General features: G+C 45.8%; 18 protein-coding genes. 10 read left to right on the top strand and 8 right to left on the bottom strand.

Translation table 11 applies throughout. The annotated features are described in order from the left end of the window. The first annotated feature begins 2 nt into the window (after positions 1-2). From ccoG to AC23N5_RS08695, 6 genes are all read left to right on the top strand, one after another. Positions 3-1,415, top strand: a complete 1,413-nt coding sequence (ccoG, locus tag AC23N5_RS08720) for a cytochrome c oxidase accessory protein CcoG (protein ID WP_487755253.1) — start codon at positions 3-5, stop codon at positions 1,413-1,415. 11 nt (positions 1,416-1,426) lie between these two features. Next, a complete protein-coding gene (locus AC23N5_RS08715; protein ID WP_487755252.1) occupies positions 1,427-1,861 on the top strand; it encodes a FixH family protein in 435 nt (144 codons plus the stop codon). Between the two features lie 95 nt (positions 1,862-1,956). Further along, entirely contained in the window at positions 1,957-2,655 is a 699-nt protein-coding gene (locus tag AC23N5_RS08710) for a sulfite exporter TauE/SafE family protein (RefSeq protein ID WP_487755251.1), read from the top strand. Positions 2,656-2,847: 192 nt separating this feature from the next. Further along, positions 2,848-4,209 carry an oxygen-independent coproporphyrinogen III oxidase gene (gene hemN, locus AC23N5_RS08705; RefSeq protein ID WP_487755250.1) on the top strand — a complete coding sequence of 454 codons (1,362 nt, stop codon included), beginning with the start codon at positions 2,848-2,850 and terminating at the stop codon, positions 4,207-4,209. A 39-nt stretch (positions 4,210-4,248) separates the two neighbouring features. Further along, positions 4,249-5,490 carry a PAS domain-containing sensor histidine kinase gene (locus AC23N5_RS08700; RefSeq protein ID WP_183973464.1) on the top strand — a complete coding sequence of 414 codons (1,242 nt, stop codon included), beginning with the start codon at positions 4,249-4,251 and terminating at the stop codon, positions 5,488-5,490. 4 nt (positions 5,491-5,494) lie between these two features. Beyond that, positions 5,495-6,553, top strand: a complete 1,059-nt coding sequence (locus AC23N5_RS08695) for a response regulator (RefSeq protein ID WP_028525340.1) — start codon at positions 5,495-5,497, stop codon at positions 6,551-6,553. Between the two features lie 162 nt (positions 6,554-6,715). On the opposite strand, the gene AC23N5_RS08690 is transcribed toward AC23N5_RS08695, so the two are convergent. Continuing rightward, positions 6,716-8,629, bottom strand: coding sequence for an ABC-F family ATP-binding cassette domain-containing protein (locus tag AC23N5_RS08690; RefSeq protein ID WP_487755249.1), 1,914 nt, complete (start codon positions 8,627-8,629; stop codon positions 6,716-6,718). A 49-nt stretch (positions 8,630-8,678) separates the two neighbouring features. Between AC23N5_RS08690 and AC23N5_RS08685 the strand changes: the two genes are divergently transcribed. Beyond that, positions 8,679-9,695 (top strand): GNAT family N-acetyltransferase, encoded by a 1,017-nt coding sequence (locus AC23N5_RS08685; RefSeq protein ID WP_487755248.1) that lies wholly within the window; start codon positions 8,679-8,681, stop codon positions 9,693-9,695. Positions 9,696-9,742: 47 nt separating this feature from the next. Here AC23N5_RS08685 and AC23N5_RS08680 read toward each other — a convergent pair whose 3' ends face one another. The 4 genes from AC23N5_RS08680 to AC23N5_RS08665 all read right to left on the bottom strand — a co-directional run bounded on the left by AC23N5_RS08680 (position 9,743) and on the right by AC23N5_RS08665 (position 14,187). Beyond that, the gene (locus tag AC23N5_RS08680; protein WP_487755247.1) at positions 9,743-10,240 is read right to left on the bottom strand and encodes a universal stress protein; all 498 of its coding nucleotides are present in this window, start codon (positions 10,238-10,240) and stop codon (positions 9,743-9,745) included. 93 nt (positions 10,241-10,333) lie between these two features. After that, complete coding sequence (locus AC23N5_RS08675; RefSeq protein ID WP_183973454.1) at positions 10,334-11,707, bottom strand: sensor histidine kinase; 1,374 nt, start codon at positions 11,705-11,707, stop codon at positions 10,334-10,336. Then, entirely contained in the window at positions 11,704-12,396 is a 693-nt protein-coding gene (locus AC23N5_RS08670; protein WP_183973452.1) for a response regulator transcription factor, read from the bottom strand. Before AC23N5_RS08670 ends, AC23N5_RS08675 begins: the two co-directional genes overlap by 4 nt. Positions 12,397-12,504: 108 nt before the next feature. After that, positions 12,505-14,187, bottom strand: a complete 1,683-nt coding sequence (locus AC23N5_RS08665) for a glutamine--tRNA ligase/YqeY domain fusion protein (RefSeq protein WP_487755246.1) — start codon at positions 14,185-14,187, stop codon at positions 12,505-12,507. A gap of 403 nt (positions 14,188-14,590) precedes the next feature. Between AC23N5_RS08665 and AC23N5_RS08660 the strand changes: the two genes are divergently transcribed. Both AC23N5_RS08660 and folE read left to right on the top strand, forming a co-directional pair. Further along, on the top strand, positions 14,591-15,007 hold the full coding sequence (locus tag AC23N5_RS08660) for a 6-pyruvoyl trahydropterin synthase family protein (RefSeq protein WP_487755245.1): 417 nt from the start codon (positions 14,591-14,593) through the stop codon (positions 15,005-15,007). Beyond that, on the top strand, positions 14,970-15,668 hold the full coding sequence (gene folE / locus AC23N5_RS08655; RefSeq protein ID WP_487755244.1) for a GTP cyclohydrolase I FolE: 699 nt from the start codon (positions 14,970-14,972) through the stop codon (positions 15,666-15,668). The genes AC23N5_RS08660 and folE overlap by 38 nt, the downstream gene beginning before the upstream one ends. Positions 15,669-15,754: 86 nt before the next feature. On the opposite strand, the gene AC23N5_RS08650 is transcribed toward folE, so the two are convergent. Genes AC23N5_RS08650 through AC23N5_RS08640 form a run of 3 tightly spaced genes read right to left on the bottom strand, consistent with a single transcriptional unit; the run spans position 15,755 to position 18,753 of the window. Further along, the gene (locus tag AC23N5_RS08650; RefSeq protein WP_487755243.1) at positions 15,755-17,251 is read right to left on the bottom strand and encodes a tetratricopeptide repeat protein; all 1,497 of its coding nucleotides are present in this window, start codon (positions 17,249-17,251) and stop codon (positions 15,755-15,757) included. Between the two features lie 31 nt (positions 17,252-17,282). Beyond that, positions 17,283-17,726 (bottom strand): GreA/GreB family elongation factor, encoded by a 444-nt coding sequence (locus AC23N5_RS08645; RefSeq protein WP_487755242.1) that lies wholly within the window; start codon positions 17,724-17,726, stop codon positions 17,283-17,285. Positions 17,727-17,730: 4 nt separating this feature from the next. Further along, the gene (locus AC23N5_RS08640; RefSeq protein WP_487755241.1) at positions 17,731-18,753 is read right to left on the bottom strand and encodes an aldo/keto reductase; all 1,023 of its coding nucleotides are present in this window, start codon (positions 18,751-18,753) and stop codon (positions 17,731-17,733) included. A 91-nt stretch (positions 18,754-18,844) separates the two neighbouring features. Here AC23N5_RS08640 and AC23N5_RS08635 point away from each other — a divergent pair, with 91 nt between their 5' ends. Next, the gene (locus tag AC23N5_RS08635) at positions 18,845-19,591 is read left to right on the top strand and encodes an SOS response-associated peptidase (protein ID WP_487755240.1); all 747 of its coding nucleotides are present in this window, start codon (positions 18,845-18,847) and stop codon (positions 19,589-19,591) included. Positions 19,592-19,788: the final 197 nt, after the last annotated feature.

Below are 19,788 nucleotides of genomic sequence, written 5' to 3'. Positions count from 1 at the left end.
TCATGCAACCCCTCGATACACACCCCGACTTCGACGAATCGTTCCGCGATAGTTTTGCGGCGGTCGATGACACCACTGGGAAAAGAAATTGGTTTTACCCTCAAAAACCAACTGGAAAATGGCACAACCGCCGCGTTTGGTTCACCATCTTCCAGCTCACTGTGATGTTTGCCTTGCCGTTTATCAAAGTAAATGGCCAACCCCTCTTCTTGTTCAACATACTCGAGCGTAAGTTTATCGTTTTCGGAATTTTCATTGGCCCCCAAGACTATTGGCTTTTTGGGCTAATGATGATTTCTTTCTTTGTCTTTATTGTTCTTTTTACCACCGTTTTTGGGCGGGTTTGGTGCGGATGGGCTTGTCCGCAAACGGTTTTTATGGAAATGGTTTTCCGTAAAATCGAATACCTCATCGAAGGCGACTGGAAAGCCCAGCGTGCCCTCGCCAAAGCACCTTGGAACAGCGAAAAAATCACCAAAAGAGCCCTCAAAGCGGTTATTTTCATGGCATTGTCATTTGCCATTGCCAATCTGCTATTAAGCTACTTTGTAGGGATTGACCGCCTCGAACGCATCATCTTGGAGCCAATCGCGGACCACTTGACTCTGTTTTTGGGCATCTGCGCTTTCACCATGGTTTTCTTCTGGAATTTTGCCTGGCTACGCGACCAAGCTTGTACCGTTGTCTGTCCTTACGGACGCTTGCAAGGGGTGTTGCTTGACAAAAACTCGGTCGTGATTGCCTATGATTATAAACGTGGCGAGCCACGTGAAAAACTCCGTAAAGGTGCCGAACGTACCGCTGGCGATTGCATTAACTGTTTTCAGTGTGTCAACGTATGCCCAACGGGTATCGACATCCGCAATGGTACCCAAATGGAGTGCGTCAACTGCACGGCCTGTATCGATGCTTGCGACAACATTATGGAAAAAGTGAATCTCCCCAAAGGCTTGATTCGCTTCGATTCTGAAAACAATATTTCTTCGGGTAAAAGCAAACTCATCACTACCCGTACCATTGCCTATGCGGTTGTATTGACGGCGCTTTGGGTGGGTCTGGGTTACGCTATTTTTACCCGAAACGACACGGAAACAACGCTTTTGCGCGCTCCAGGTTCTCGATTCATCGAAAACCCCGACGGTACCATTAGCAATCTTTATACCTTCAAATTGTTCAATAAAACCAATCACCCCATCCAGCCTGAGATGAAGTTATTGTTCCCCAAAGGCACCTTAAAATTTGCGGGAATTCCTAATCTCAACCTCGAAGCCGCTGGAATGGTCGAAGGTTCGGTATTTATTACGATTCCAAAATCGGAAATCTCCAAACGCCGCACCGATGTTTCCTTGGGAATTTACGCCAACGGCAAACAATTGGAAGAATTTAAAACAACCTTCATTGCACCAGAAGAATAAACATTACAATTATGAAACTATCTTGGGGAACAGGCATCTGGGCTTTTTATGGCTTATTTGTCTTAATGATACTAGCGATGGTCGGGATGAGCATCGTCCAAAAAATTGACCTCGTCACCGACAATTATTACGAGGAAGAAGTACAATTTCAAGGCAAGATTGATAAAATCAACCGCGCCAAACAACTAGCTACTCCCCTATCGTGGGAAGTAACGGATGCGGGCATTCGTATCCATTACCCCACTGAATTAAAGGGCATTAGCGGAAAAATCAACCTCTATTGCCCCGCCGACAATCGAAAAGACAGGTCGGTGCCTATTCAAGTTGGAACCGACGGTACGCAGTTTATTCCGAGTCAATCAATTCATACGGGTCGCTACCAGCTCCAAATCGACTGGCAAGCCAACGGCATCGGATACTGGAACGAAGAAACACTCAATATTTAAAGGTGGCAAGGGTTGCTCACAACCCTCAGCACGAAACAGCTCGTCAACGTCGGGTTTTGAGAAACCCTCCACACATAATCTCGACATTCAAAACCATGTTTTACTTAGCTTTTTCCCTCGGACTAATGAGCAGCCTACACTGCGTGGGGATGTGTGGGCCGATTGCACTGGCACTCCCCGTACATCAACGCTCAAAATGGGGAAAATTGGGCGGAATAGTACTGTATAACCTGGGTCGAGCTACTACTTACGCCCTCCTCGGTTTTTTGCTCGGTTTTGTTGGTAATGCGCTCAATCTGGCAGGACTCCAGCGTAGTTTGTCGATTGGTACGGGAGTAATTATGCTGGCTGCCGTGGCGTACTCTTCCCATTGGCTCGACCAGCTCGGGACGCCTTCTTTTCTTCAAAAAGGGGTACAATGGATAAAAAAACAACTAGGAACACTCCTGCACCAACGCAGTTTTAGCTCCCTTTTTATGCTCGGTACGCTCAATGGGCTTTTGCCCTGCGGGCTGGTCTATATGGCACTCATTAGCTCCGTAGCCACGGGAGGCCCTACTAACGGGGCACTTTTTATGGCGACCTTTGGACTTGGCACCCTTCCCGCTATGAGTGCCGTGGCATTTGTAAAAAACCTTTTTTCTACTTCTCTCCGCAGCCGTGCTCGCCAATGGATGCCCGCTTTTGTGGCTGTTGTTGCCATCGTGCTCATTCTCCGTGGCTTAGAAGTAACAGGCTGGCCCATTTTGGGCTTAGAAAATCGGGAGATTCCTATTTGTCATGGGGGGAGATAGGGTTGTTTTCATATCTTTTACTACAAACGTTATGCCTCTCCGAGGCTAATCTTCAATCGTTTCGGTGAAACGATTGAAGGCTTTTTCTTATATTTTAATAAAAACAATCATTGACATTTTTCCAATCAGCCTGACCAATGTCATATTTTACTTTTCCAATAGGGTGCATTTTTGGTAAAACACCTATTTACCATGAACACGCAACTACTTCAGAAATACAACGTGCCTGGGCCTCGCTACACCAGTTACCCAACAGTGCCTTATTGGGATAAAACCCCACTTACCGAAACTCGTTGGAAAGACTTGGTAAAAGATATATTTGAAATCAGCAATACGTCCGAGGGCATTAGCCTCTATATTCACTTGCCGTACTGCGAAAGTTTATGCACCTACTGTGGCTGCAATACCCGCATTACGGTCAATCACAAAGTAGAACAACCGTACATTGCGGCCGTCTTGAAAGAATGGCAACTTTATCTCGATTTTCTACCCAATCGCCCCCAAATCCGTGAGTTGCACTTAGGTGGTGGAACGCCCACGTTTTTTAGCCCTGAAAATCTCCGAACGTTGATTACGGGTTTGTTTGAAAAAGCCGACATCCATCCTGAGCACGAATTTGGGTTTGAAGCACACCCAGCTAGTACCACCGATGCGCACCTCCAAACGTTGTTTGAACTAGGTTTTCGTCGAATTAGCATTGGGGTGCAAGATTTCAATCCCGTTATTCTTGACCTCATCAATCGCCCTCAAACGTACCAACAAGTAAAACACGTAACAGAAAAGGCGCGCGAAATTGGATACACGTCGGTTAACTATGATTTGGTGTACGGATTGCCCCAACAACAGGTGGAGGGAATGACCCAAACCATCGGAGACGTGATTCAGCTTCGCCCCGACCGCATTGCGCTTTACAGCTACGCCCACGTGCCTTGGGTAAAACCAGGTCAACGTAAATTTACCGAGGCCGATTTGCCAGATGCCGCCAAAAAATTAGCGATTTATGAAGCCTGTCGTAATGCCTTAGAGTCTGTGGGGTATCACGACATCGGGATGGATCACTTTTCACTCAAAACCGATACGCTTTATCAGGCCCTTGAGCATAAAAAACTCCACCGCAATTTTATGGGCTATACCACCACCCAGACGCGTTTGCTGGTTGGCTTGGGCGTATCGGCCATCGGCGATTGTTGGTGGGGGTACGGTCAAAACGAAAAAACGGTCGAGAAATACTACGAACGCCTCAACGCAAACGAGTTACCGATTTTCAGAGGCCACGTTCTGACGCGGGAGGATTTGATTCTACGACGCCATATTTTGCAGTTGATGTGTCATTTTGAAACCACTTGGTTCGATGCCAAAGACCAATGCCAAGCATTGTACGAAGCGCTCGCTCGGCTAGAAGAGCCCGAAAAAGATGGCCTTGTCAGCATCGAGCCCTATCACCTCAAAGTGACGCCCGAAGGCCGCTCTTTTATTCGTAATATTAGTATGGCGTTTGATGCGCGTTTGTGGGGCGATATACCACAAACAGCCATTTTTAGCCAAACATTTTAAAATTCTTTTGGAAAAATCACCGTAACCTCCGTATTTGGTATGTTAGAAATATTCATTCAGCAAACCCAAGCGATGAGAAGACACGTCGAAATGTTAGATGCACTCTTTAAAAGTGCAACGGAGGGAATTATTGTCGTGGATTCGTGGGGAGCTATACAGTTGGTCAACCCCAAAGCCGAAGAGTTATTTGGCTACGACGAAGACGAGTTGATTGGTAAGAAAATAGAAATCCTTATTCCTCAACGATATGCCCGCAATCACGTAGATCACCGCATGAATTACTCTCAGCATCCCAAGGCAAGGAACATGGGGAGAAACTTAGATCTCAATGCCAAGCGTAAAGATAATTCGGAGTTTCCTGTCGAAATCAGTTTAAGTCCGTTTGCCACCAGCGATGGCGAATACATTGTAAGCTTTATTATCGACATTTCGCTGCGCAAAAAACAAGAGGAGGCACTGCTCGAAGCACACCGCCAAATCCAAAGCCTCAACGCCGACTTGGAAGAGCGCGTGCAGCAACGCACCCGTGAGCTGGCTCATGCGCTAGAGGAGATTGAGCAGTCGAAACAGGAAGTGATGCGGGCGCTGGAGAAAGAGCGTCAATTGAATGACATGAAGACGAAATTTGTGACGATTGCCTCGCACGAATTCCGTACGCCGTTGGCGACCATCCTGTCATCTGCGTCGTTGATTGGACGTTATACGCACGCCGAAGAAGACGAAAAACGTCAAAAACACGTTCAACGAATCAAATCGACCGTTACGAATCTCACCGAAATTCTGAACGACTTTTTGTCGCTCGGCAAACTCGAAGAAGGACAAATCCGCAACGTGCCGATTGTGTTTCCTGTTACTGATTTTTGCAAAGAATTGGTGGACGAACTCAAATCGGTTTGTAAAGAAAACCAGCAGATTATATACACCCACGAAGGTGATTCTGAGGTGTGTATCGACCGTCATTTACTCAAAAATGTACTCATCAATTTGCTTTCAAACGCCTCCAAATATTCGGACGCGGGCAAGCAGATTTTCTTACGTTCATCTAAAAAAGAAAAAACCGTTCGCTTTGAAGTACAAGACCAAGGCATTGGGATTCCCGAACAAGACCAAGCGTATGTGTTTGACCGCTTTTTCCGCGCGCACAACTCTGGGACGATACAAGGAACTGGCCTTGGGTTAAACATTGTAAAAAAATACATTCAGTTGATGCAAGGCGAAATTCAACTTACGAGTCAACTGAATCAAGGCACGACGGTCTCTCTCGACCTTCCGAATTGTTAGCCACATGAAGACCATTCTACTGATAGAAGACAATCCCGATATGCGGGAAAACACGACCGAAATTTTGGAGTTAGCACACTACAATGTACTGACGGCTGAAAACGGTAAGAAAGGCATCAAAATCGCTCAAGAACAGCAGCCCGACCTGATTATTTGTGACATCATGATGCCCGAACTCGACGGCTACGGGGTGTTGCATTTGCTCAGTAAAGAAGCTGAAACGGCGAGTATTCCTTTTATTTTCTTAACGGCCAAAGCTGAAAAAGCCGATTACCGCAAAGGAATGACCCTTGGGGCAGACGATTATTTGACCAAACCTTACGACGACGTAGAGTTGTTGAGTGCGGTCGAAACGCGCTTACGCAAAAACGATTTGCTCAAAACAGAGTATTCACGAACGGAGGAAGGGCTAACGCAATTTTTGAACGAAGTAAAATCGTTTGAATCGCTCAAAAAACTGTCAGAAAACAAAAAAACGAAGCTCTATAAAAAGCGCGAAACGGTGTATTCGGAAGGAAGTTATCCCAATGCCGTTTATTTCTTAAAAAGCGGAAAAATCAAAAACTCAAAGACCAATGAGTTTGGGAAAGAATACATTGTAGAGCTTCACAAGCCTGGCGATTTTTTTGGATATTTAGATTTATTGGAAAACACCCCCTACCAAGAATCGGCCGTGTCGCTGCAAGACAGCGAGGTGGTTATCATTCCCAAAGATGAGTTTAATAGCCTTCTCTACAACAACCGCGACGTAGCCACGAAGTTCATCAAAATGCTTTCCAATGAAGTGCGCGAACGAGAAGAACGATTGCTGAAACTTGCCTACAACTCCGTACGAAAACGCGTAGCCGAAGCGCTGATAATGCTGGCCAATCGCTACCAAGAAGATAAAACAAAGCCTTTTGCCATTGCCATCACCCGCGAAGATTTAGCGAGTATCGTGGGTACCGCCACCGAAACGGTCATCCGTACGCTCTCCGATTTTAAGGACGAACATCTCCTCGAAATGAAGGGAAGTCTGATTACGGTACTCGATTATGAGAAACTATCTCGAATGAAGAATTAATCGTGCCGTGCTGAGGGTTGTGGTGAGGGTTTCTCAAAACCCGAAAAAGTGAAAAGGGTTGCTCACGAAGTGATGAGGGTTTCTCAAAACCCGACGAAACGACGAGTATATGCTGAGATGAGCCCCTCCAAGTTTTGGAAACTTGGAGGGGCTTTGTTTTAACTACCCCAATTCCTCCATTTCCATCATGGCATTTTCCCAGGCGTCGGTGGTAGCCGCAATTTTTTGCTGGACTTCGGTGTATTTTTTATTCGCTTCGGCCAATTTCGTCGCATCACTGTAAATGGCAGTGTCAGCCAATTGCGCTTCCGCTTCTTTTTTGCGTTTTTCCAACTCGTCGATTTCTTGTTCGAGTTGAGTGATTTTTTTCTGAAGCGTCTTTTGCTGGTGCGACGAACCCGAAGACGTATTCTTCGCTGGAGCAGGCGCCGAGCGTGTCGGCGCTACCACCGTCTCCGCAGGGGCTGCTACCGCTTCCTCTTGGCGTTCTTCTTGCCACCACTCGTACTCTTGGTACGTACCAGGGTATTCTTTCACTTCTTTTTCTTCGATGTACCAAATTTTCTCCGCAATGGCTTCTACAAAGAAACGGTCGTGAGAAACCACCACAAACGACCCCTCGTACTGACGAAGCGCCTGAATGAGGATATTCACCGACTGCATGTCCAAGTGGTTGGTAGGCTCATCGAGCAACAAGAAATTGGCTTGAGACACCAACACTTTTGCCAACGCAACCCGCGACTTTTCTCCTCCCGATAACACCTTAATTTTCTTAAAAACATCGTCGCCCGTAAACAAGAAGCACCCCAAAATCGTCCGACATTCGGTTTCAGTTTTGGTTGGGTTCGCGTATTTTAATTCTTCTAAAATCGTATGTTCTATGTTAAGCGACTCCAACTGGTGCTGGGCATAAAAGGTAAAGAGCACATTATGCCCCAATCGTCGCTCGCCTTCGACAGGCTCGGTGCCTGCAATGACCCTCAATAACGTGGATTTTCCCTTACCATTGGCTCCGATAAGCGCAATTTTGTCGCCGCGCTCCATCGTAATATTGGTATGTTTCAGAATTTCCTTTTCACCGTACGCCTTCGATACATCCTCCAGCTGAAGCACATGGCGGCCTGGCTGGGTCGTAAATTGAAAACGGAAATGCACTTTGGCATTTTCATCCACTACAGCCTCTACCCGATCCATTCGATCCAGCATTTTAGCGCGGCTTTGTGCTTGCTTTGCTTTGGTTGCTTTGGCCTTAAAACGCTCAATAAAGCGCTCCGTTTGGCGGATTTTAGCCTGTTGGTTTTCGTAAGCCCCTTTTTGAATCTCGTTACGAAGGGCTTTTTCTTCGAGATAAAACGAATAGTTCCCGCCGTAATAGTTTAACTTTTGGTTGCTTACTTCCACCATTGTATCGCAGACATTGTCCAAAAACTCACGGTCGTGCGAGACCACAATCACCGCATTTTCGTAGCTCTGAACGTACTTTTCCACCCACTGAATCGAAGGCAAGTCCAAGTGGTTGGTAGGCTCATCGAGCATGAGCAAAGAAGGTTTTTGTAACAGCAACTTGGCCAACATCACGCGCATTCGCCAACCTCCCGAAAACTGCCGTAGCGGTTTTTGTAGGTCACTTGTCGAAAAACCAAGTCCTTCCAAAATTTCTTCGGCTTTCGACTGAATGGTATAGCCGTCCAATGCCTCAAACTCTTCTTGCAAACGCGCAAGTCGGTCCACCAGCTTATCTTCGTAGTTGGTTTCCATCTGATGAAGTACTTCATCAATTTGGCGTTGAAGCACCAATTGACGCTCAAACGCTTGCAAAGCTACCGTCAAAATAGGCTCATCACTTTGGTAAGAGAGCAAATCTTGGTTCAAAAACCCAATGGTACAACCACCTGCTTTTGAGATATTTCCTGCATCGGGCTGGTAGTTACCCACAATCAAATGCAGCAGGGTGGACTTCCCTGTTCCGTTCAGACCAATAAGGCCAATTTTATCTTTGGGCTTGATATGAAGCGAGGCGTTTTCGTACAAAGCACGGTCGCCGAGATAATACGAGAGGTTGGTAATCGAAATCATGCTACAAAGTTAGCGGTTTTTGTATCTTTGCCCGACAACACACGAACGAATGACACACCTTCTTCCAAAAAATAAGGTTCAGGCCGCTATTCAGCGGGCTTTTTCTTCGTTGGTGTTCGACAATGACCCCGCTGCACTTACCCGTTTTCGGGGTCGTTGGTCGCCTTGGCTCTTCAATACGCCCTTGCACGTGGTTCACCAGCAAGCCGAGCAAGTTTATACTTTTGTGCTCACCGATGCCGAAACGCAGCAAGAACTCTACGGTTTTTTTCATCTTTTTGTTCAAAATCAGCAAGGAGTCAGCCCACTACGGGCATCGTTTGGGTCGTTTGAAGTAGCCGAAGTTGTCAGTCATGCCGATTTTAGTGTTTGGTTAAACTCCATTGAATCGTTTGCCGTATCGCAAGGCATCAAGTCGTTGTCGATTCGTCATTATCCCAGCTGTTATCATCCTGCCCGTAGTTCATTTATCAAACGCGGGTTGGTACGGCACGGTTTTCAGCTAAGCCAGTCCTCTATCAATCACTACATTTCGGTAACCTCGCAGCCGTTTGAGACAGCCCTTCACGCCTCCGAACGGCGGCGATTACGCAAGTGCCTGCAAGCAGATTTTCGGTTTGAAGAATGGGTATCTCCCAGTGCCGAACAAGTGTATCAATTTATTGCCCATAACCGCCAACGACTCGGCTATTCGCTTTCTTTTCGTGAAGAGCAATTGCGGCTTTGGTTGACCGTTTTTCCTGAAATTTTTCGGGTATTTTGTGTCAAAAATGGCGAAGAAATTGCCTCATTAGGGCTAACCGTCCGCGTTGGAAAAAATGTACTCTATCACTTCTGCCCCGCCGACAACCTGGCCTATCGACAGTACAGCCCTTCGGTGTTATTAACCAAAGGTTTGTACGAATTTTCCCAGCAAGAAGGTGTAACTATTTTAGATTTGGGCATCTCAGTTGACGCCGCTGGCCAACCCAAAACCAGTTTGGCGCGTTTCAAACGTAACCTTGGCGCCCAAGAATGCGAAAAATGGCAATTTGAAAGAAAAATCGGCATTTCTACCAAAGTGTAAAAATGCCGATCGAATCACGCGTGGGTCAATCTATATGTAAGTCTGAATCAATGATTAGCTATTTCAAGTCCGAAATAGTTAAAAAGGGTGCTCAAGGTTTTTCGTTCAGCCACAACGCTTTCCCCGCCTACCTCTTGGTAAGACACCCTTGATTTTTTCAATAATGGAGTAGGGTCAAAACCTTTTTTGCCAGGTTTTAATTTATAGTTTTTGGAAAAATAGATTTTATCAATGTTGCGTGCCTCTAGGAAATTGCTCAAGGCATTGGCACTGTATCCATGAAAAAGTTCGACACTAATACTTCCCAAAAGAGACTCGTATCTATTTTTAAGAATGGCAATTGCTTCTTCAAATTCGGTCGTCATCAGGCTATCCACCATTTCGTCTGGCGAATAAAACAAAAAATCCGAGATAGAATCTGTAGGAATTTTGGCATACATCAACACCACGTTTACTTTTCCCGCATTGATGGTATTCAATGCCAATCTGAGGGCATTTAGCGACTCAACTTTAAAATCTATCGGCACTAATATTGTTCTTTCCATGCGCTTAGTCGTTTTTAAAACCAATGCAAAGGTGCTACCCCCGACTAAGAATGATTTAAGAAGCAGATTAGAATTCGATAAGAAATGATTTTTTTACGGAATTTTTGCCAAAGGAATCCTAATTTGAACCGTCGTCCCTTCATTTACGACCGAAGAAAGCTGCAATTGGCCGTTATGAATTTTAATAATATTACGGGTCAAAGGCAATCCGATCCCATAGCCTTCAAAGTTTCGGGTGTTGGAAGCCCTAAAAAACGGGTCATAAATAAACGGAAGTTCTGACTCGGGAATCCCAATCCCGTGGTCCGTAAATGCCAAAAAAACTTGGTCATCGCTGGAGGCAATCGTGACCACAACGGGCTTATTGTTGGAGTACTTACAAGCGTTTGTTAATATATTGGTAAAAGCCAGAGAAAGCAGCTGGCGGTTGCCCATCACTTTCAATTTTTTGGGATTCTCAGGCAACAGGCTAAAGTCAACTTGGATATTATTCTTAGGATTGAGCTTATCAATCATCTCCTTGACTTGCCAAATCAGGTCGTCGGTTCGTAAAATTTCAAAATTAACCCGCTTGTTGGTATAACCCGTTTGGGCCAAATACAACAGCGTTTGCGTGATTTGGTTCAGGCGCTCGGCTTGCCCCAAAATACTCATCAGCGACTGCTGGTATTCCTCGGGTGAACGCTGTTTCATGAGCATCACTTCGGCTTCTCCCATGATAGACGTGAGTGGCGTACCAAATTCGTGCGAGGCATTGCTAACAAAATTGTTTTGGGTTTCAAACGAAGTCTCAAGCCGATTCAGTAGGTCATTGAACGTAGAAATCAATTGGCTAATTTCGGCATCATTTTTTTTCTCTTCAATGCGCAAATGAATATTATCCTTGCTTATTTGTTTCACCCGATCGGTGATGTGCTTAATTGGATCGAAAATTCGCCTTGAGAAGAAAAAAGACAAATAGGTGGTTATCAGTGCAATAAGAAGCACACCAAGTAAAATCACATTGCGCATAAACAACAAGTGATTGGAAGCGTAGTAGTTTTTGGCGGATACCACCACAATGTGCGTTTGATTCTTGCTCTCGTGCCGAATTCCCGTAAAAAAGGTTTCGTCCATCTGACGCGTGGCTTTCCCTTTGTTCAAAATCTCCTTCAAAAACGCCATTGGGAGTTCTGATTTTTGCGCCATTTCAGCTAAATCATTATTATTTTCGACCCTATACAGGTACTCTTTTTCGGCCGACAGCTTTTCAAGGTGTTCTTTACGGATAATTTTAAACGGCTCGGCATTGATTTTATCAGCATCAAAATTGTACTTCGCCGCAATCGTCGCCCGCGTTTCTAGTCGTTTGTAAAAATCAGTGTAGGAATAATTATACAAAAAGTAATAGATACTTCCCCCAAACAGAAGCAGCATCAGGCTGTTGGTAAAAATCAGGAAAAGCGCTATTTTCAGTTGGGTTTTCATGCTTCTCTTAACACATAGCCCATGCCAATCACGGTATGAATGAGCTTGGGTTCATAGGCCGAATCAAGTTTTTTTCTCAAATAATTGATGTAAACATCCACGACATTCGTGGCTAGGTTAAAATTGATGTCCCACGCGCTCTCCAGCAAGTCCACCCTCGAAAGCACTTTTCCTTTGTTTTTTAGCAAGGTGACCAGCAGCCGATATTCGGTAGCAGTGAGGGAAATAAGTTCCCCATTTCGTTCTACGGTCTTGGAGTCATCGTCCACTTTCAAATTGGCCACCACATACACATTTTCTTTTGCCTTGGCCTCGCCTCCTCCTTGACTAGCTCGACGTAAAAGTGCTTTGATACGAGCAACCAACTCGATGAACTTGAAGGGTTTGGCCAAATAATCATCTGCCCCCGAATTAAGCCCCAAAGCAATATTATCGGCGGTATTGAGAGCCGTCAAAAACAATATCGGTACCTGAATCTGGTTGTTGCGCAGCTCTTTGCAAACCTCAATACCGTTTTTGTCGGGAAGCATAATGTCAAGAATAATCAAATCATAGTCGCTGCTCAAGGCCATCTGAACCCCCGAATTACCGTCTAAAGCCACCGATACTTCAAAATCCTCCTCGGTCAAGCCTTTTTTTATAAAGCTGACTACATTGACTTCGTCTTCCACTAACAAGATTTTCTTCATAGCTCAGTTGGTGCCTTTTCCAAAACATTCCTTTGCAATTTAACCACAAAAAACGGCACTGCAACTTCTAAAGCTACAATGCCGTTTTTCTATCAAAACTTCAGAAAATTATTTCCCTGCTACTTTTCCCCACGTATCTTTCAGTCCAACTGTGCGGTTGAAGATGAGTTTATCGGGTGTAGCGTCGGTATCTAAACAGAAATAGCCTTTGCGAACAAACTGGATTTTGGTGTCAACCGTCGCTTCTTTGAGCGATGGCTCGGCGTAGCCCGTAAGCACCTCCAACGAATTTGGATTGATGTGGTCTTTGAAATCTCCTTCCGCCGACGCTAAATCTTCAACCTTGAAGAGACGGTCGTACTGGCGAATTTCAATCGGCAACGCCTCCGAAACCGACACCCAATGGAGCGTTCCTTTGACGTTGATGCCTGAGGTATCATTCCCACTCTTGCTGTTTTCGAGGTATGAACAACGTAACTCGATGATATTGCCCGCTTCGTCTTTGATTGCTTCGTCGCAACGAATGATGTACGCACTCTTCAAACGCACCATTTGTCCTACGGCCAAACGGAAGAATTTTTTCGGCGGATTTTCCATAAAGTCTTCCCGCTCAATATAAACCTCACGGCTAAATGGCACTTCGCGCATTCCGCCGTTGGGGTCTTCGGGGTTGTTTTCGCTCAAGCAAAGTTCAACCGTATCTTCGGGGAAGTTGGTAATGACCACTTTGAGCGGGTCGAGCACTACCATGCGGCGCTGCGCGATTTTGTTGAGGTGTTCGCGAACGCAAAACTCCAACAAACTCACGTCAATAAGGTTGTCGCGGCGAGCGATACCAATGCGGTCGCAAAACTCACGGATTGACTCAGGCGTATAGCCACGACGGCGAAGCCCCGAAATGGTTGGCATCCGTGGGTCGTCCCAGCCCGTCACGTGCCCTTCGTTGACAAGTTGTAACAATTTGCGCTTACTCATGACGGTGTAAGTCAAGTTGAGGCGCGCAAACTCGTATTGTTTTGAGGGAAAAATCTCCAGTTTATCGATGCACCAATCGTACAAATCGCGGTGAGGGATAAATTCCAACGTACAGATTGAATGCGTAATTTGTTCGATAGAATCCGACTGACCGTGGGCAAAATCGTACATCGGATAGATGCACCATTTGTCGCCTGTGCGGTGGTGATGGGCAAATTTAATCCGATAAATGATGGGGTCGCGCATGATCATATTCGGCGCCGCCATGTCGATTTTGGCACGAAGTGTACGAGACCCTTCAGGAAACTCGCCGTTTTTCATTCGCTCAAACAAATCCAAATTTTCTTCCACACTACGATCACGGTACGGGCTATTAGTTCCTGGTTCGGTAGGTGTTCCTTTCAAAGAAGCGATTTGCTCTGAGGTAGATTCATCCACGTATGCCAATCCTTTTTTGATTAAATCAATGGCAAAAGCATACAAATTATCAAAGTAATCAGAGGCATAAAATTCATTTACCCACTGAAAACCAAGCCATTGAACGTCATTTTTGATTGACTCAACGTATTCGGTATCTTCCGTGACGGGATTTGTATCGTCAAAGCGTAAGTTGGTACCTCCTCCGTATTTCTGAGCCACTCCAAAGTTTAAACAGATGGATTTAGCGTGCCCAATGTGCAAATAGCCATTAGGTTCGGGTGGAAAGCGCGTCAGAACGCGGCCTTCGTGTTTACCCGTACGGATGTCTTCTTCAATGATTTGTTCGATGAAGTTCAGCGATTTCTCTTCGGTGGATTCTTTGGCAATTTCACTCATACTACTATTAACGTGTTTTTCGACCCTTCGGTTTTCTTAATACATATCTTTTCTGTATGTATTGAAAACACAAAACTAACATTTATTCGGGTTGAACACCTGAAAATAACTGGCTTTGCTCACTTTTTTCAACCTACGCATCGCATCTTCAACAACATCCATCATTTTCAACAAACTCATTTCCAAAAAGTTACCAAAAAATATATATAATTTTTAGCCGTTATTACTAAAACTTCAAAACTATTTCAAACCTGCAAATGTTAAATAAACTGTTGACAAACGATACTTACCTTCGGGCTAATTGGTACCACGCCCAACGGTCGAGAGGGTGTTGCAGACAAACTTTCTGACGACTCCTCGGCACGTACGTAAAACCAACAATTGAACAGATTTTTATCACTATATGAGCAACCCACGAGTGGCGGTGTTTCGCAAGGCACACTTTAATGCCGCACACCGTCTGAACAATCCGACCTGGTCGGACGAACAGAATGCGCGTGTTTTTGGGAAATGCAATTACCCCAATTACCACGGACATAATTACGAGCTGATTGTGCAAGTGACGGGCGAAGTAAACCCCGAAACTGGCTACGTTGTAGATTTGAAATGGTTGAATGATTTAATCGAGCAAACAGTTTTGATCAAGTTTGACCACAAAAATCTAAATCTGGATACTGAGGAGTTTAAACACATGAATCCCAGCGCAGAAAACATTTCAATTGTCATCTATAACCTCTTACGTGAGCACTTAGCAGAGTCGCTCGATTTGAAAATACGGCTTTATGAAACAGAACGAAACTTTGTGGAATACCCTGCCTAACCATGCAGATTTGGGTGAACTCAACATCGACGACTGGGGAGATGATCACCTATTTAGTGCTTACAATACGCCTTTGCGCGAGGACGCGTTTGAATTGAGCGACGTAGAAAAAGTGGCCAAAATTGAGGGGCATTTCCGTGCCATCATGGAAACCCTTGGGCTTGACCTCACCGACGACAGCCTCAACGGAACTCCGCATCGCGTAGCAAAAATGTACGTAAAAGAGCTATTCTCAGGCTTAAATCCTGCGAACAAACCCAAGGCAACGCTCTTTGAAAACAAGTATAAATACAACGAAATGTTAGTGGAAAAAGACATCAGTTTTTACTCCAACTGCGAGCACCACTTTGTTCCTATTTTTGGCAAAGCGCACGTAGCTTACATTTCGAGCGGGAAAGTGATTGGGCTTTCTAAACTGAACCGTATTGTGCAATATTTTGCCAAACGCCCGCAAGTACAAGAGCGCCTTACAGTACAGATTGCCAAAGAATTACAACAAATTCTTCAAACCGAAGACGTGGCTATCGTCATGGATGCCAAACACTTATGCGTCGCTTCTCGCGGTGTACAAGACGATTCCAGCTCGACAGTGACGGCGTTTTACGGCGGCAAATTCCAAGAAGACAGCACGAAGAGTGAATTTTTGAAATATTTAGCGTAGTAAAACCTCCCGAAAGTTCAAAACTTTCGGGAGGTTGATTAGTTCCAAACTTTCGGGAAGGTAAAAACTTTCGGGAAGGTAGGAAGCTACTCCACTCCCAAAAGGGTCAAAGCAGCGCGGGCTTTATTGTCCACGCTGTTTTTGTATTCGTGCTTGGGATAATTAAGCGCTTGCTGAAAGTACTGAATGGCTTTGGACTTTTGTCCTTTGGCTTGGTAAATATATCCCAACTGCAAAGCCGACGTTGCCCCAAAATACAAACCCTGCACCTGACTCAACACCATCGCCCGTTCGTAATTGGGAATAGCCGCCTCGGTATGTTCTTGACGTTGAAAAATACGCCCCAACCGATAACGGTATTCGGCACGGTCTCTCCCGTTCTCAAACGATGCTTCATTGACGTTTCGTAGCGTTGCCGCCGCATCCTCCAAATAACCGCCATCAAACGACAGACGTGCTTTCATCAAGATTTTTTGTTGGCTAGAAATCAATCCTTTTGCATAGCTTTCGGCAAACTTCAACGCTGCTTTATCCGACTCCACATAGGTAGCCCCGACTTTGCCGATTTTTCCTAAAAATACCTTGGCCTCGGCATCTTCACCAACGAGCCAATGGCTCAAAAACAGCTTCAAATAGGTGTCTTTCAGGAAGTTTTGACCTTTATATCCCCCCAAAAACTCGTTCAATTGGGTTCGGGCAGCGGCGTATTGGCCTTTTTGGAGCAAAATTTCACCTTCTAAATAATCCAAAAATGGAAACGCGAAGTAAGCACTTCCTTTGGGACGTTGTTTGAGCAAACCAAGCGCTTGTTCTCCCCTCCCGTCTTTCATCGAAACCGTTGTTCCAAAAAAATGCAGCAACAGATTATCGGGCTGGCTATGCACCAGTTGCAGCAGCTCTGTATTTTGTTTTTCGGTGTAGGTCAAAATATACGCGTGCAGCAACGTTTGAATCAACTGCGCTTCCAACGAAAACACGTTGTCTTGCTGAATCACCCGCTGCACTTCGCGCAGTCCTTGGGGGATATTTCCCCTCAAACCCAACAACTTAGCTACCCATTGATAACTCTGCGGTGCCGAGCCAATTAGGACGTGCAACAACCCTAACGATTTATAGGTAGGTACAAAATCGGGATATAGCCGCGCATTTTCGGCCAGTAGCCGATAGGCTTTGATAATATCCCAAGAGGCGCTCATTTCTTTCCCAAACTTGAGTTTAATGAATGCCCATTGGAGTCGTATTTCGGCTTGCACAAAACGCTGATAAGGGGACGAACTCGGCTGGTCGTCGAGCCACGAAAGGCGCTTGTCTTCGTTGGGAGAAAGTTGTTCAAACAGGGCCTTGTTATCACTCACCAGCAACGTCACCATGTCGGTGTAATTCTCTACATAGACGGCAAGTGCATTAGGCGATTTTTCTTTGACAAAAAGCGCTTTGGCGGCATTGACTTTAAGTTTAAACACCTCCCGATACGCCTGCTGGAGATTGGGCGAGAATGAATAGATGGTCGATTGTGCTTCGCTCTTCGTCGCACCGATACACACACACGTGATCCAAACAAAGCACAAGTATAAGCTACGCATTTTATCAATTCTGGATTACCCAAAGAGGCCCTCAAATAAGGGCTTCAATAAGCCCTTTTTTCTGTTGAAACAAAAACGAATCGCCCGCTTGCTTCCCCATCAATGACGCCCCCAAAGGCGACTGAGGCGACATAGCAATCACTTTTTGACCCTCTACCACTACCATTCCTGCACTGACGGAGACAAAAAACACCCCCACGGACGTCGTGACCAACGCCCCCAGCCCCACGCGTTGAAACACAAAATCGGGGTCGATGCGGTCGAGAACGGCGCGTTCTTGACGCAGTTGATCAAAGAGTTGGGCGTGGCGATCGCGCTCAATTTGCGCCATCGCCCGCCCCGTTTCGTACTTATCGCCCGCCGAACTTTTGGTTTCTTCATTGGCCGAATCTTGGGCGTTTTGCATCGCCTCCTGCGCCGCTTGTACGCGGGTATCAAACTGCGTTTTTAGCAGCGTAAGTAATTGTTGTTTCAACGGACTAAAGACGGTGATTTATAATTTGGTCATACATACCCGCAAAAGCGGATTGTTTCATCCCTTCCGACGAAAGAAAATCGTGCGGAAAGCCTAATTCTATTTTGCTTACCTCGTTCAAACGCGTCATAACTTCGTCAGGAATGACAAAATCAAGGCATTTGAGCGAATCTTGGAGCTGTTCTACGCGTTTTGCCCCCACAATTGGCATCACATTTGACACCCGCTGGCGCACCCAGTTAATCGCTACCTGCGTAGGCGTAACGCCCAGTTCGTGCGCTACATCCACTACCTCTTGCGCAATGTCGCTGCTGCGTTCACTGCGACGAAGGCTATTTTCGGGTACGCGCCCTGTTTCCCCGCGCAAGTATTTTCCCGTCAAAGCTCCTCCTCCAATCACTCCCCAGGGCGTCACGGCCATGTCGAGGGTTTGGGCCATCGGAAGCAAATCGCGTTCGGCACCACGTTGTAAAAGTGAATACTCTACCTGAAGCGCCACAAACTGACTCCAGCCACGCAACTCCGCCAGCATATTGGAGCGTGAAATGACCCACGCAGGTGTGTCCGAAATCCCGACATAATGCACTTTTCCGCTCCGAACCAAATCATCCAATCCGCGCATTACTTCATCAACGGGCGTGGTAAATTCCCACATGTGTACCCAAAACACGTCGATATAATCGGTATGGAGGCGTTTAAGGCTTTCATTGACCGAACGAATCATGTTTTTGCGGTGGTTGCCCGCGTAGTTGGGGTCGCCGTTGCGGTCGTACAAGGTATATTTGGTCGAAACGACAAAATGGTCACGGTCGGCCGAGATAAAATCTCCCAAGAATGTCTCCGATGTTCCTTCGGTATAGCGGTTGGCTGTATCGAGGAAATTACCACCTGCGTTGGCATAGGCTTCAAAAATCTTTTTGCTCTCGTGTTTGTCGGCTCCCCAGCCCCATTCGGTACCAAAAGTCATTGTACCGAGGCACAATTCTGATACGCGAAGGCCAGATTTTCCCAATAATTTGAATTTCATAGAGTCATAGTTTGTTTAATGAGGGTGGGCAAAGAAAACAAATCTTTGCTCAAAACTACACAGAAAAAACCACTTATACCCTTAACAAGCCATGTGTTTTCGCAATTCATTGACCGCTACCGTTGAAGAAATGGAGAAGCATTTTGAGGTACAAAAACAGACCAAAACCGTTGAATTTGAGCCTATTTATCACGCTAATGGCTTCGACTATCCCATCTGGCCCATCATCACCGCCCAAGCTCCGCACAGTTTGCAATTTTTTCATTGGGGGTTGGTTCCACGGTGGGCGCGTAGCCCTCAAGAAGCGCTCGAATTACGCAGCAGTACTTTGAATGCCAAAATCGAAACCCTCGACGAAAAGCCCTCGTTTAAGTACGCCCTCCAACACGCCCAACGCTGCCTCATTCCTTCTACTGGCTTTTTTGAATGGCAAACCGTAGGCAAACAAAAATACCCGTACTTTATCCACCTGCGCAACCAGCCCCTTTTTGCCATGGCGGGAATATGGGAAACGTGGCACAATCCTGCCCAAGCCAATGATGTTTGGCATACATTTAGCATTATTACGACCGATGCCAATCCGCTCATGGCGCGCATTCACAACACAAAGCAACGAATGCCCGTTATTATACCAAAAGAGTTAGAAGCGATTTGGCTTACTACCCAATCGGATACTTTTGACCTTGAATTGTTTAAAAAACCAATTGACGATGCCACTATGGAAGCGTTTACGATTGGCAAGTCGATAAGCGACCCTAAAAGTCAGTCTAACGTACCTGAGGTATTGACACGCGTTTCGTACCCTGAACTATCGCATCAGCAATTGAGTTTGTTTTGAGCCTGTGAAGGAGGTTGCTCACAACCTCCCTATTACGCAAAAGCTGACACATACTAAACAAAACGCGGTTGTAAGCAACCGCTACACACACTAAACAAAACGCGGTTGTGAGCAACCACTAACACACTAAACAAAATGCGGTTGTGAGCAACCGCTACACACATTGTGAGCAACCGACGGCACAAATACTTTTAATT

This window comes from Runella sp. R5_40 (genome assembly GCF_057652295.1).
The sequence above is the reverse complement of the archived record's forward strand: the minus strand, read 5'-3'. Positions and strand labels throughout refer to the sequence as shown.